10 protein-coding genes are annotated in these 13408 nt (G+C 71.5%); 2 read left to right on the top strand and 8 right to left on the bottom strand.

Annotation, left to right across the window (positions count from 1 at the left end):
- Positions 1-91: 91 nt before the first annotated feature.
- Both ABZ719_RS28280 and ABZ719_RS28275 read right to left on the bottom strand, forming a co-directional pair.
- On the bottom strand, positions 92-1690 hold the full coding sequence (locus ABZ719_RS28280; RefSeq protein WP_366728003.1) for an MDR family MFS transporter: 1599 nt from the start codon (positions 1688-1690) through the stop codon (positions 92-94).
- A gap of 65 nt (positions 1691-1755) precedes the next feature.
- A complete protein-coding gene (locus tag ABZ719_RS28275; protein WP_366728002.1) occupies positions 1756-2274 on the bottom strand; it encodes a MarR family transcriptional regulator in 519 nt (172 codons plus the stop codon).
- 348 nt (positions 2275-2622) lie between these two features.
- On the opposite strand from ABZ719_RS28275, the gene ABZ719_RS28270 reads away from it, so the two are divergent.
- Both ABZ719_RS28270 and ABZ719_RS28265 read left to right on the top strand, forming a co-directional pair.
- Entirely contained in the window at positions 2623-3363 is a 741-nt protein-coding gene (locus ABZ719_RS28270; protein WP_366728000.1) for a class I SAM-dependent methyltransferase, read from the top strand.
- 261 nt (positions 3364-3624) lie between these two features.
- Positions 3625-3954 carry a helix-turn-helix domain-containing protein gene (locus tag ABZ719_RS28265; protein WP_366727999.1) on the top strand — a complete coding sequence of 110 codons (330 nt, stop codon included), beginning with the start codon at positions 3625-3627 and terminating at the stop codon, positions 3952-3954.
- Between the two features lie 33 nt (positions 3955-3987).
- Here the strand turns inward: ABZ719_RS28265 and ABZ719_RS28260 are convergent, their stop codons facing one another.
- The 6 genes from ABZ719_RS28260 to ABZ719_RS28235 all read right to left on the bottom strand — a co-directional run bounded on the left by ABZ719_RS28260 (position 3988) and on the right by ABZ719_RS28235 (position 13159).
- Entirely contained in the window at positions 3988-5427 is a 1440-nt protein-coding gene (locus ABZ719_RS28260) for an SGNH/GDSL hydrolase family protein (protein WP_366727998.1), read from the bottom strand.
- Positions 5424-7841 carry a glycoside hydrolase N-terminal domain-containing protein gene (locus ABZ719_RS28255; protein ID WP_366727997.1) on the bottom strand — a complete coding sequence of 806 codons (2418 nt, stop codon included), beginning with the start codon at positions 7839-7841 and terminating at the stop codon, positions 5424-5426. Before ABZ719_RS28255 ends, ABZ719_RS28260 begins: the two co-directional genes overlap by 4 nt.
- A gap of 125 nt (positions 7842-7966) precedes the next feature.
- Positions 7967-9847, bottom strand: coding sequence for a carbohydrate-binding protein (locus ABZ719_RS28250; protein WP_366727996.1), 1881 nt, complete (start codon positions 9845-9847; stop codon positions 7967-7969).
- A gap of 62 nt (positions 9848-9909) precedes the next feature.
- Positions 9910-10866 carry a carbohydrate ABC transporter permease gene (locus ABZ719_RS28245; RefSeq protein WP_366727995.1) on the bottom strand — a complete coding sequence of 319 codons (957 nt, stop codon included), beginning with the start codon at positions 10864-10866 and terminating at the stop codon, positions 9910-9912.
- A complete protein-coding gene (locus tag ABZ719_RS28240; protein WP_366727994.1) occupies positions 10863-11822 on the bottom strand; it encodes a sugar ABC transporter permease in 960 nt (319 codons plus the stop codon). The genes ABZ719_RS28245 and ABZ719_RS28240 overlap by 4 nt, the downstream gene beginning before the upstream one ends.
- Positions 11823-11845: 23 nt before the next feature.
- Positions 11846-13159, bottom strand: coding sequence for an ABC transporter substrate-binding protein (locus ABZ719_RS28235; RefSeq protein ID WP_366727993.1), 1314 nt, complete (start codon positions 13157-13159; stop codon positions 11846-11848).
- Positions 13160-13408: the final 249 nt, after the last annotated feature.

Below are 13408 nucleotides of genomic sequence, written 5' to 3'. Positions count from 1 at the left end.
GTCCAGCAAGACCACCCCTGACACAACACCAGCCGACTACACTCCAGACGACGCCTCTGACCAGGCCAGATAGCGAAACGCTGCTGGAGTACTAGGACTTGTCCGGGCGATCAAGTTCGTAGCCGCCGGGTTCCTCGGCGGCCTTGGTGGTCCCGGTCCCGTCGGGGGTCTCGGCCGCCTGCGCCAGGCCGCTGGTGGCACGCAGCGGGACCTCCTTGATGAACAGGGTCACCAGGAAGGCGAGCAGGGCGACCGGCGCGATGTACAGGAAGATGTCACCGATGCCGTGTCCGTAGGCGCTCTCCAGCCAGGTGCGGACCGGCGCCGGCAGCAGGTGCAGGTCGGGCAGGGTGCCGCCGCCGGAGGCCTTGGCGGCCGACACCTGGTCCTGCGGGCTGAGGGTGCCGATGCTCGCGCGGGCGTAGTGGCCGATCCGTGACGTCATGACGGAGCCGAGCACCGAGACACCCACCGCGCCGCCCAGGGACCGGAAGAAGGTCACGACGGAGGAGGCGGCGCCCAGGTCGCCGGGGGCCACCTGGTTCTGGGTGCACAGCACCAGGTTCTGCAGGGTCATGCCGACGCCGAGGCCCATCAGGGCCATGCAGCACGCGATCTGCCAGTACGGGGTGTCGTGGCGGAGCATGCCCAGCAGGGCCACGCCCGCGGTGAGCAGGACGCCGCCGGACAGCAGCCAGCCCTTCCACCTGCCGGTGGTGGTGATGACCCGTCCGGAGACCGTGGAGGAGACGAACAGGCCGCCGATGAACGGGATCGTCATGATGCCCGAGCGGGTCGGGGAGTCACCGCGGGCCAGCTGGAAGTACTGGCTGAAGAAGACGGTGCCCGCGAAGAGCGCGATGCCGACGAGCAGCGAGGCGAGCGAGGCCAGGGCGATGGTGCGGTTGCGGAACAGGCGCAGCGGGATGATGGGTTCGGCGGCCCGGGTCTCGACGAACAGGAAGACCAGGGTGAGCAGGACCGAGCCGCCGACCATCGCGTACGTCTGCCAGGACAGCCAGGCGTACTTGTCGTCGGCGAAGGTGACCCAGATCAGCAGCAGACAGACGGCCGCGGTGACGAAGAAGGCGCCGGCCCAGTCGACCTTCGCCCGGCGCTTGACCACCGGCAGGTTCAGCGTCTTCTGCAGCACGAACAGGGCTATGAGGGCGAAGGGGATGCCGACGAAGAGGCACCAGCGCCAGCCGAGCCAGGAGGTGTCGGTGATGACACCGCCGAGCAGCGGGCCGCCGACGGTGGCGACGGCGAACGTCGCGCCCAGGTAGCCGGAGTACCGGCCGCGCTGGCGCGGGGAGATCATCGCGGCCAGGACGACCTGGGCCAGCGCGGACAGCCCGCCGCCGCCCAGCCCCTGGATGACGCGGGCGGTGATCAGGGTGGCGGGGTTCTGCGCCAGGCCGGCCACCAGGGAGCCCGCGATGTAGACGACGAGCGCGGCCTGGACGAGGATCTTCTTGCTGAACAGGTCGGCGAGTTTGCCCCACAGCGGTGTCGACGCCGTGACCGCGAGGAGCGAGGCGGTGACCACCCAGGTGTAGGCGCTCTGGCCGCCGCCCAGGTCGCCGATGATCCGGGGCAGGGCGTTGGTGACGACGGTGGACGAGAGGATGGCGGCGAACAGTCCGAGCAGCAGGCCGGACAGCGCTTCCATGATCTGCCGGTGGGACATGTTCACGGCGGCGGGGTCCGAGCCGGGTCCGGGGTGTGCCCGTACACCGTCTGGTGTGGTCGTGGTCATGAAACTTCCTCAGTCTGTGTGGTGTCGCGGGAGGTACGGACGGCGGCGGGCAGGTGCGCGGGCCGGGCGGCGAGCCCGGCCGGTTCACAGGCGCCGCCGAAGCTCGTCCGCAGCCGTGCCATGAGCCGGATCAGGGCGCCGACCTCGTCGTCGCTCCAGCCGCTCAGCCGGTCGGCCAGCAGCCGCGTGGTCCGGTCGGACAGTTCGTCGAGCTGGGCCCGGCCGGCGGGGGTCAGGCGCAGGATGCGTGAGCGCCGGTCCGCCGGGTCCGGGGAGCGGTCGATCCAGCCCTGCGCGGCCATGTGCGCGATCTGGCGGCTGATGACCGACATGTCGACGGAGAGCAGTTCGGCGAGGCTTCCCATACGTATGTCGCCGTACCGGCTCAGCAGGGCGAGCACGGTGGCGGACGCGTGGGAGCAGCCTTCCGGCAGACTCCGGCTCAGCTCACGTTTCACCGCGCCGAAGGCGCTGAACTGGCGGACCAGCTCCTCGTACTGGGCCCTGTCGGCCACGGCGGTCTCCAATGTCATTGCTTCAAGCAACCATATTTGTTTGGTTGCCGCAGGCAAGCAGATTCTCGGGTTTGTGGTGCAAAGTTTCGACAAAGACACATATCTAGCACGAGCACACGTGTGCTGCACCGGTGCCGGGGTCACACGTCACGGGTGACAACCCCGCGGCCGTGCCGTGTATGCCCGCTGCGCACACATTCGGCGCCGCGGAGCGTCCGACGGCTCCCGGGGGCCTTCCGATCGGATCAGGCGCGGATCACGGTCCGGCCCAGGGCCGGACCGAGGCGAGGGCCGGTCAGTGCCCTAATCGTCTTGACCGCCCACGGCAGGCGGTGCTGGAGTCGGCACGTGGACAGCATCCCCGCCAACCGGCGGCTCTGGAATCGGATCAGCAGCGACTACCAGCACGAGCACGACCCGCAGATCGGCGCCTCACCCCGGCTGTGGGGCATGTACTCCGTCCCCGACGCGCACCTGCACGCCCTGGGCGACGTCACCGGCAAGCGCGTCCTCGAACTCGGCTGCGGCGCCGGCCAGTGGTCCAGGGCGCTCGCCGCCGAGGGCGCCACCGTGGTCGGGCTCGACCTGTCCGAAGCCCAGCTCGCCGCAGCGGCCCGCGCGATGGGAGCGGCCCGCTACCCGCTGGTCCAAGGCGCCGCCGAACACCTCCCCTTCGCCGCCGACAGCTTCGACCTGGTGTTCTGCGACTTCGGCGGGCTCAGCTGGGCGCCCCCGCACCTGGCCGTCCCGCAGGCCGCACGCGTCCTGCGCCGGGGCGGACGCCTGGTGTTCAACGTCGCCAGCCCCTGGTTCGAAGCCTGCTACGACGAAGCCGCCGGCCGCGTGACCACGACGCTGCGGCAGGACTACTTCGGGCTGGACACCATCGCCGAAGGCGACGGCGCGACCAGCTATCAGCTCACCTACGGCGGCTGGGTCAAGGTCCTGCGCGGCGCGGGTCTCGTCATCGACGACCTCATCGAGCCGCGGCCCGGACTCGGAACACCCAACGGCTACAACGAAACCGACCCGCCCGACTGGGGACACCGCTGGCCGGCGGAACTGCTCTGGGTGACCCACAAACCGTGAGGCGTGCCGGTCCGGGACTCGCGGGCGATCGCGCCGGCTGTCCGAGATGAACTTCTCCGGCGCGGCCGGCCTCACCCGTGCCGTGCTGCCCGGCATCGCGCCCGGCGCGGCCGGCCACGCGGTGCTCTGAGCGGCTTCGGCGCTGCGGTGTCACCTGCATGGCGCGAGAGCGGCGGCACCACGCGCCCTCGCCGTGTCTTCGACGCGACGGCCCAGCGGCCGGTCCGATCCCGGGGTGGCGGTCCCCGTATGCTCCTGCGCATGAGTACTCAGCAGGCCGGCCGCAAGCGGGACGGTGCCGTGACCAGGGAGGCGATTCTCCAGGCGGCGGTGGTGGAGTTCACCGAGCACGGTTACGCGAGGGCCGGCGTCCGGCAGATCGCCGAGCGGGCCGGGGTGACGGCGATGATGATCAATCGCTACTTCGGTTCCGCAGCAGCCCGGCCAGCCGGGCACCCACATGCGCTTCTGGACACCATGTGTGAACACCTCGCGTGCACACCTCGTCTGCTGGATGCAAGGTGCACGTGCTTCCAGGCCGTCCCCTCCGGTCATGGCTGCGCGCCCTCACACATGGCAGGACATGTGTGAGGGCGCGCAGGTGTACCCGGCCCGGGTCTCGTGTCAGCGGGCGGAGTGCGGACCGCCGGTGCAGTCCAGAGCGGTGAGGTCCACCGCGTCGGCCATCGCCTGCATCCCCTTGTCGTTGGGGTGCAGATGGTCGCCGCCGTCGAGGAACGGCAGGATGCGCTCCGGGTCGTACGGGCTGCGCAGGACGCGGTCGAAGTCGGTCACCGCGTCGAACTCGCCGCTGTCGCGGAGGAAGGCGTTGACCTCCTGGCGTACCGACTCCGCGGCCTGGTCCCACTCGCCCCAGCCCTTGAACGGCCCGACGGTCGCACCGACCACGCACTTCCCGGCGGCATGCGCCCGCGCGGCGATCTCGCGGTACCCGGCGATCAGGTCGGCGGCCGTGACCCCGGTGTGCGCCTTGATGTCGTTGACGCCCTCGAAGAGGAAGACGGTCCGCACCCCCGGCTGGGACAGCACGTCACGGTCCAGCCGGTTGAGGGCGCTCTGCCCGGCCCCGTCGGCCAGCACCTTGTTGCCGGAGATGCCCTCGTTGGCCACCCCCCGGACGTCGGTGCGCGCCTTCCCCAGGCGGCGCGCGAGGTAGTCGGGCCAGCGGCGGTTCAGGTCGGTGCTGGAGTGCCAGCCGTCCGTGATGGAGTCGCCGAGCGCGACGACCGCGGCGGTGCGCGCAGCGGTCCGTACAGAGACGGAGTCCAGGTAGAACCAGGAACCGGTGGTGCTCGTCCAGTGGCCGGCGCCCTCCTCGGCGGTGTGGTCGCCCTGCGTGGTGTACGACGTCTGCATGGCCATGCCGTGCCCGGTGGCCGGACCGGCCGCGTCCGGGCTGTGCAGGCTGACGACCAGGCCGGTGCCGGCGGGCAGCCGGCCGGGCAGCGGGTCGCTGAGGACGGTCCGCCCGGCCGGGACGGTGACCGTGGCCGCGCCGCCGAAGGTCAGCCTGCGGTTGCTGCCGGGGCGCAGGGCGGCGCCCGACTCCTGGACACCGGCCCAGACGCTGTCGAAGGTCAGCGGCCGGTCGCCGAAGGCGTTGCTCAGCCGGATCCGCGGGTCGCTCCCGGCCACGCTGGTGTGCACGACGAGCCGGTACGCGCGGTCGGGCACCCCGCTGCCGACACGGTCGGCGCTCGCCCCCCAGGTCACCACCTCGTGCGACCGCGCACCGGACGCGGCCCGGACGGACACGGCCGGCCGGGAGGCGGCGTGCAAGGACTCCGCCTCCCCGGGCGCCCGCTGCACGCCGGTGGTCTGCGCGCCGGTGGTCTGCGCGAGCGCGGGCCGCACGGCCGTGGTCCACGCGAGCACCGGCTGTCCGGGGGCGGCGGCGCGCGGGGCGGCGGCGCCTGCGGGCGCGGCGGCATCGAAGGCTCTGGAAGGGACGGCGGCCGTGCCGTGCGCGGCGGTCGCGGTGGCGGCCGTCGCGGTCAGGAGTACGGCGGCCAGGGCGGCGGCCCGGGTGAGCTGGTCCCTCATCGGTCGAATCCCTTCAGCGTGACGGATCTTCCCGGTTCCAGGGCGACGGCGCGCGAGGTGCCGCCGTGGGCCACCGTAGTGGCGCGGCCCCCGGTGCTGTGGATCCGCACCGACACCGGCGTGCCGTCCTTCCAGCACAGGTCGACGGTGAACCCGCCGCGCACGGGAACGCCGCTGACCTCGCCGGAGGCCGCCCACGCGGCGGGCAGCGCCGGGAGCAGTTCGATGTGCCCGGGGCGCGCGTACAGCAGCATCTCGACGACCGCGGCCGGGGTGCCGAAGTTGGCGTCGATCTGGAAGATGCCCCGGCCCGGCCCGGTCTCGTAGATGTCGAAGAGGTTGAAGGCCGTGCCGTTGGCGCCGCCGGTGGAGGGGCGGAGGTTGTTGACGACCAGCCGGTAGGCCTTCTCGGCGTCCTTCAACCGGGCCCAGCACAGGGCGCGCCAGGCGTTGGCCCAGCCGAAGCTCTCCGTGCCGCGCGCGGTGAGGAGGGCTCTGGCTCCGTCGACGATGTCCTTCGGGGTGGAGCCGTCGGGGCGGATCCGGTCGCCGGGGAAGAGGCCGACGAGCGGGGACAGGTGGCGGTGGGTGGTCTCGCCGAGGTTGTCCGGCGACATCCACTCCTCCAGCCAGCCCGTCTTCGGGCTCACCCGGGGCAGGTACAGCCGCTCGCGCAGCGCGCCGATCCGCTCCGCGTGGGCGGTGTCCTTCTTCAACTCGGCGCAGGCGGACCGGTAGTTGCCAAAGAGCGCCCACACCAGTTCCTGGGCGTAGGTGATGCCCTTGGCGTCCAGCGGGCCGTGTTCGGGCGACCAGTCGCTGTCGGCGACGAGCACCTCCTCGGTGCCGCCGGGCAGAGTTGTGGTGACCAGCCGGGCCTCCCAGAACTCGCAGGCGCCCTTGAGCAGCGGGTGGATCTTCTCCAGGTGGGCGCGGGAGAGGGTGTACTCGTAGTGCTCGAAGAGGGTGTTGCACAGCCAGGCGTTGCCCGCCGGGTGCCACCACCAGCCGCCCCCGCCGTACGGGTTGGTGGAGATGGCGACGGTCCATCCCGCGTTCTCGCCGCTGGAGTTGCGGTAGCGGTTGCGCGGGTCGTCGAAGAGCCGGCGGGTCAGGTCGGTCCAGGCCGGGAGCTGGGCGAGGCAGTAGTCGGTGAGGGCGTCGAAGCAGGGGGACAGGGCGGTCCGGTCGGCCATCCAGTAGTTCATCTGGAGGTTGATGTCGGTGTGGTAGTCGCCCATCCAGTCCGGGTCGTTGCCGTCGAGCCACAGGCCCTGCAGGCCCAGCGGGAGGCTGCCCCGGGATCCGGAGATCATCAGATGGCGGCCGAACTGGACGTAGGCGGCCTCCAGTTCGGGATCGGGGACGCCGCTCTGCGCGCGGTGGCGGACGCGCTCCCAGGTGTCGAGGGAGCGCTGCTGCGGGGTGGAGGTGCCGAGGTCGAGTGCGAAGGCGTCGTACAGGGCGCGGTGGTCGGCGGTGTGCGTGCGGCGCAGGACGGCGGCCGGGTGCGAGGCCGCCGCGCGCACCTTCGTCCGGGCGAGCTGTTCGGGGTCGAGGGAGGGGTCGCGGTACGCGGTCCGGGCGTCGGGGGTGTAGTTGGTGCCGCCGCTGAGCACGACGGTGAGGTCGGGGCAGCCGGTGAAGTCGACGCGGCCGCCGTGGACGCGTACCCGGCCGCCGCCGCTCGTGTACGCGGTGACGGCGGCGCCGTAGCGCAGTCCGTTGGGGAAGGCGCCGCCGAAGGAGACCGCCGGGGCCTCGCCGTGGGTGCCTTCCAGGGTGACGGTGCCGGTGTGGTGGCCACCCCCGCTCTGGGTGAGGTGCACGACGATCACGTCGTCGGGACGGCTGGCGAAGACCTCGCGGCGGTAGGTGACGCCCGAGCGTACGTAGGAGGTGGTGATCAGGCCCTGGGCGAGGTCGAGGGTGCGGCGGTAGTCGTGGACGGCGGAGAGGTCGTGGCCGGGGAGGGCGACGGTGAGGCGGGCGAGGAGGGTGAGGGAGCCGAAGTCGTCGCGGCCGTAGGGGAACTGGCCGTCGGCGTCGAGGGTGTCGTTGAGGCCGCCGGTCCACATCGTGGCGTCGGTGACGAGCAGCAGTTCACGGGCCGGGTCGTTGCCCGCGAGGGCGCCGAGGCGTCCGTTGCCGACGGGCAGGCCCTGTCCGATCATCGAGTGCTCGTCGGCGGGGGCCTGCCACCACAGGGTGTGCCGCGCGTCCCCGGGGGCGTCGGACGCCTTCGGGGTGGCGGGCGGGCGCTGCGGGGCGGCCGAGGCGGTGAAGGCGGGCAGGGCACCGAGGGCTCCGGCGAGGGAGGCGGTCGCGGCGGCGGACAGGAGGGCTCTTCTGCTGGGAGTGGAGGCGGCGTGCGCTCGGGGTGACTCGGGCGGGCGGGGCTGGGCGGGGGACATGGCGGCTCCTGGGTCGGGGCGGGTCCCGGCCGGGACGGGGTCCGGCCGGACCTACGGGGTTCGCCGGGGCACGGTCCGGCCGGGACCGAGGGGATGCGGCGGGGGGCGGTGGGACCGCGACCGCGTCAGAGGGACTTCGGTACGTCGATCCGGTCGATGTCCGGGGCGTAGTCGGAGCCGCTGTCGAAGGTGAGGGTGTTGGTGCCGGCCTTCAGCACCACGGGGACGGTGACGGTGGCGACGGTGCCCCAGTCGCCGGTGGCGGGGAACGTGTGGCGGACGGCGCCGCCGTCGTTCGCGAAGACGGAGGCGGAGCGGGCGTCGCCGCTGACGTAGGCGACCTTCACCTGGTAGGTGCCCGCCTTGCCGACGACGATGTCGTCGACGGTGAGCTTGCCGCCCAGGTAGAGGTTGCCGACCTTCTTGCCGCCGGAGCAGGCGGAGCAGTCGGCGACGGAGGCGCTGCCGCTCAGGGTGTTCGTGCCCGCCTCGGCCTCATGACCGGTGTAGGTGACGGGGGTGGCGCCGCGCGGGGTGAGGGTGAACAGGCGGGAGCCGTGCGCGGGCAGGGCCTCGGTCACCTTGTCGCGGTGGGTGCCGAGGTTCTCGTGGTTCCACAGGTCGCGCACGGCCGCCCGGCCGGTGAAGCCGAGGGCGGAGAAGTCGGCGGTGACGGCGGCGGGGGCGTCGGCCAGGTTGAACAGGGCGACGGTGTAGGTGCCGTCGGGGTTCTCGGCCGCCCAGACCTGCTGCGGGTCGGCCGGGGTGACGGGGTGTGCGGGCGGGGCGCTGCTCTGGTCGACGGCGATGACCTCGCGGTTGGTGAGCAGGGACAGGCCGTAGGAGTCGAGGCGGGTGAGGTCGTCACCGGTGTAGAGGGGGGACTTGGCGATGGCCCACAGGGTCGCGTAGGTCTGCCGTTCGGCGTCGGTCAGGCCGTCCATGCGGCCGTTGCCGACGTCGAGGGAGTCGAGGTCGTTCCAGCCGCCGGGCCCGGCGTGCCGGGTCCAGGCGGGGGTGTCGGCGAAGCGGTCGTCGACGGAGTTCTCCCAGCTGACCAGGGTGTTGCAGTAGCACTCGACGTCGGTGTCGATGCGCCAGCCGTCGGAGTACTTCTTCCAGTCGGCGGCGTGTGCGATGTCCAGGGACCAGGAAATCTCCAGGTGGACCGGGCGTCCGGCGGCGGCGATGGCCTGGTGCCAGGCGGCCACGTCGGCGACGTTGTCGTACTGGTCGCCGCTCTTGCCCGAGCCGGGGCCCACGCCGTCCAGCTTGAGGAAGTCGTAGCCCCAGTCGGCGAGCAGCCGGGCCTGGGAGTCGACGTACTTCTGGGTGCAGGGGCGGGAGAAGTCGAGCTTGTAGGCGCTGTCCCAGCCGTTGGTGGTGCGCAGGTCGCCGTAGACGATGTCGGCGGTGGTGCAGCCGTCGGCGTGCCAGATCGGGGACTTCCCGCCGTTGTACGCCTCCTTCTCCAGGCCGGCGGGCAGGTAGATGCCCGCCTTGAGGCCCTTGGCGTGGATGGCGTCGGCGACGGCCTTCATGCCGTGCGGGAAGCGGACCGGGTCGGCCTGCTGGCGGGCGTACCGGTCGAACCCGGGTTTCCAGGTGTCGTCGCGCCACCAGCCGGCGTCGATGTTGACGTGGTCGTAGCCGTACTTCTTCAGCTTGGCGGCCAGGGCGCCGGTCTGCTTGAGGACGTTGGCCTCGGTGAGGTAGCTGTAGTCGCCGTCGGGGTTGAGGCCGGGGTACTTCGAGGACTGCATGCTCCAGCTGGACCAGCCCATGTAGGGCTTGGCGGCGAGGGCGGGAGCGGTGGCGCCGTCGGTGTGCGCGGCCGGGGTGAGGTGTGCGGGTGCGGCCGGGGCGGTGGTGTGCGCGGGTGCCGCCTGGGAGCCCGTGTGCGCGTGTGCCGCCTGGGTGGTCGTCGCCAGGCCGGCGGCGACCGCCAGGACGACCACGGCTCTCAGGCCGCGTGCGGGCAGGGCGGGGTACGAGGATGACCGCATGGGTCGTGCCTCCTGAAGGGGATCGGGGGACTCGGTGGTGTCCTTGCGTTGCCCGGGGCGGCTCAGCCCTTGCCCGAGCCGATGGTGAGTCCGCTGATGAACTGGCGCTGGAGCGCGAAGTACACCAGCAGCGTGGGGACGGCGGTCATCAGCGCGCCCGCCGCGATCAGGTTGGGGTTGGTGAAGTACTGGCCCTGGAGGTTGGCCAGCGCGGAGGTGACGGGGCGCTTGTCGCCGGTCTCGATGAGGGTGAGCGGCCAGAAGAAGTCGTTGTAGATCCAGATGGACTCGAGCGTGGCGAGCGCGGCGAACGCCGGCCGGCACAGCGGGAGGATGATCTGGAAGAACTGCCGCCACACGGGCGCGCCGTCGACGAGGGCGGCCTCGGAGATCTCCTTGGGGATCGTCTTCATGTAGTTGCTGAGGACGAAGGTGCAGAAGCCGCACTGGTAGGCGATGTGGATGACGACGATGCCCCAGGCGGAGTTGTACAGCAGCAGCGAGTCGCTCATCCACGCGGGCAGCGGCATCTGGAGGTAGAGCCGGTACAGCGGGGTGATGAGGACCTGGGCGGGCAGCAGGTTGCCCGCGGTGAACAGCATCAGCAGCGCCAGGTTGAGCCGGAAGTCGAAGCGGGTGACGAAGAAGGCGACCGCGGCGGAGAAGAGCAGCGTGCCGAGGACGGCGGGGACGGTGATGAGGACGGAGTTGAGGAAGAAGTGCGGCATGCCGGACTGGGACCAGGCGTCTTTGAAGTTGCCCGGACCGAAGCTGTGCGGCAGCGAGAAGTAGCCGTGGCGCGCGGTGTCGTCGTAGGAGCGCAGCGAGGTGTACACGGCCCACAGCAGCGGGAGGAGCCACAGCAGGGAGACGGTGCCGAGCAGGAGGTGGCGGCCGGTGTCGCGGGGCGGGCGGGAGCGGGCGCCGGGCGGGGCGGGCCGCCGGGCAGGGCGGTTGCGGGTGCCGGTGCGCGTGCGGGCGCGGGTGTGCGCGTCCGGGCCGGGGGCGATCGTCGTCATGTGTCCTCCTTGCGGAAGGTCTGCACGAGGAACGCGCCGATCGCGGCCAGGGAGACCAGCAGCAGTACGACGGCGAGCGCGGAGCCGTAGCCGATGTGGCCGGACTCGCCGATGATGTTGTCGGTGATGAGCAGGGACAGCAGTTCCATGCCCGGCTTGCTGCCGGTGCCGCCGCCGAGGACGTAGACGATGTCGAAGGCGCGCAGCGACTCCATGACGGTGACGACGACGATGATGACGTTGACCGGCTTGAGCGCGGGCAGCACGATGCGGAAGAAGGTCTGCCGGCCGCTCGCGCCGTCGAGGGCGGCGGCCTCTTTGAGGGCCGGGTCGAAGCTCTTCAGGCCGGCCAGGTAGAGGATCATGATGTAGCCGGTGTGCCGCCAGGCGGAGGCGACGAGCACGGCCCACAGGTTGAGGTCGGGGTCGCCGAGCCAGTCGATGTGGTGGGAGGAACCGGCCGCGCCCAGGAGGCTGTTGAGCAGCCCGGTGTCGGGGTTGTAGATGATCTCCCAGATGAAGCCGACGACGGCCAGGGAGAGCACCATCGGCAGGAAGACCGCGGTCTGGTAGAAGCGGGTGAACCGCATCTTCTTGTCGAGCTGGTAGGCGAGGAAGACCCCGAAGGGTGTGGGCAGCAGCGCCGTGAAGAGCAGCCAGAGCACGTTGTGCTCGACGGCGGGCCAGAAGGGCGGGTAGTTGGTGAGGATCTCGGTGTAGTTGCCGAGTCCGGTCCAGTGGATGCCGGACAGGTCGAGGCCGTCCCAGGTGGTGAAGGACAGGGCGACGGAGGCGAGCGCGGGCAGCCAGACGAAGACCAGGAGGGCGGTGAGCGGCAGGCCGATGACGGCCGCCAGGAAGAGGCGGTCACCGCGGCCGAGGCGGGAGGAGGGGGGCGTCCGGCCGGGGGCGCGCGGTGCGGGGGCCGGGGCGGCGGAGCGGGTCACGGAGGGCACGGCGGGAGCCTTTCCGGCCGGGGTCAGGCCGTGAAGAAACGCGAGCGCTGGGACTCGATCTTCCTGAGCGTGCCGGAGCCGTCGTCGGGGTGGCTGAGCCACTCGGTCAGGCCGGGCACCAGGACGGTGGAGACGAAACCGGGGTCGCTGTCGCGGTCGGCGAACTGGCTGATGTGCTTGGCGTCCGCGATGAGCCGCGCGGACTTCTTCTGCAGGGCGTTGTACGAGCCGGTGCCGGCCTGTTCGTGGACGGCGAGGTTGCTCGGGTCGACGCCCATGTAGGTGTGTTCGGCCCGCGCGGTGCCCAGGAACTCCAGGAACTTCTTCGCCCCGTCCGGGTTCTTCGGCCTGCGGCTGAGCATGAAGCCGTCGGTGGGGGCTTCCACGGTGTCCTGGCCGTGCGCGGCGTCGACCTCGGGGAACGCGAAGAAGTCGATGTCGGCGCGGAGGGACTCGTCGGTGATCTGCTGGCCGAGGAAGAGGCCGATGACCGCCATGCCCGACTTCTTGTCCAGCAGCGACTGGGCGGCGTCCTGCCAGGACCGGCCGCCGCCGCTCGCCTGGTAGTACGGCGTCAGTTCGCGCCACAGGTCCAGGACGCGGGCGGTGCGCGGGTCGGTCCAGGACACCTGGCCGCGCAGCAGTGAGGTGTGGAAGTCGTAGCCGTTGGCGCGCAGGTTCAGGTAGTCGAAGGCGCCGAGGACCGACCAGCTGTCGCCGCCGCCGTATCCGGAGGCCACGGGGGACAGGCCGTCCTTCTTCATCCGCTTGGCCAGCGCGACGAACTCGTCCCACGTGCGCGGGACCTGGTAGCCGCGTTCGGCGAAGAGGCTCTTGCGGTAGAAGACGGCCCACGGGTAGTTGTACAGCGGCACGAAGTAGTACTTGCCGTCCGCGCCGCGCGCCAGTTGCCTGGTCGCCTCGCTGAATCCGCCGCCTATCTTCTCCCAGACGTCGTCGAGCGCGGTGCACAGGCCCTTCTTGGCGAAGTACTGCATGCGGTACCCGGCGAACCAGGTGAACACGTCGTCCGGGGTGCCCTGGAGGTAGCTGGTGATGGACTTCTGGAAGGTGTCGTGGTCGACGGTGTTCGTCTTCACCTTCAGGCCCGAGCCGGCGGTGAAGGCCTTGGTGAGGGCGGCGTAGGCGGACTTGGGGGTGGCGTCGGCGCCGTTGGAGCCGAACGTGACCGTGTTCGGGTCTGCGCCCGCTCCCCCGCCGCAGGCGGTGAGGACGGGGGCGGCCAGGGCGGCGGCGCCCAGCCCGAACAGTCCGCCGACGACCCTGCGCCGCCCAGGGCCGGGCGCAGCCAGCGGGGTGCGGATCTGCTGCGTCATGGTTGCTCCTCGTACGTGCGTGTGGGAACGGTCGGGGTGCCGGGGACGGCGCGGTGTGCCGGGGACGGCGCGCTGTGCGGGTGCGGGTGCTGTTGCCTGCCGGCCCCGTGTGTGCCGCCCGGGGGGCGCTGGGGTGTGCGCTGTCCTTGTCAGGTGTGCGGTGCCGGGGCGTGGGCCGCCGTGTTCGGGGGTGCGGCCGGGGTGTGTGCTGCCGTTGTCGGATGTGCGGTAGGTGGAGGGGTGTGGGCT

Source organism: Streptomyces sp. NPDC006743 (assembly GCF_040703815.1).
GTDB lineage: Bacteria > Actinomycetota > Actinomycetes > Streptomycetales > Streptomycetaceae > Streptomyces.
The sequence above is the reverse complement of the archived record's forward strand: the minus strand, read 5'-3'. Positions and strand labels throughout refer to the sequence as shown.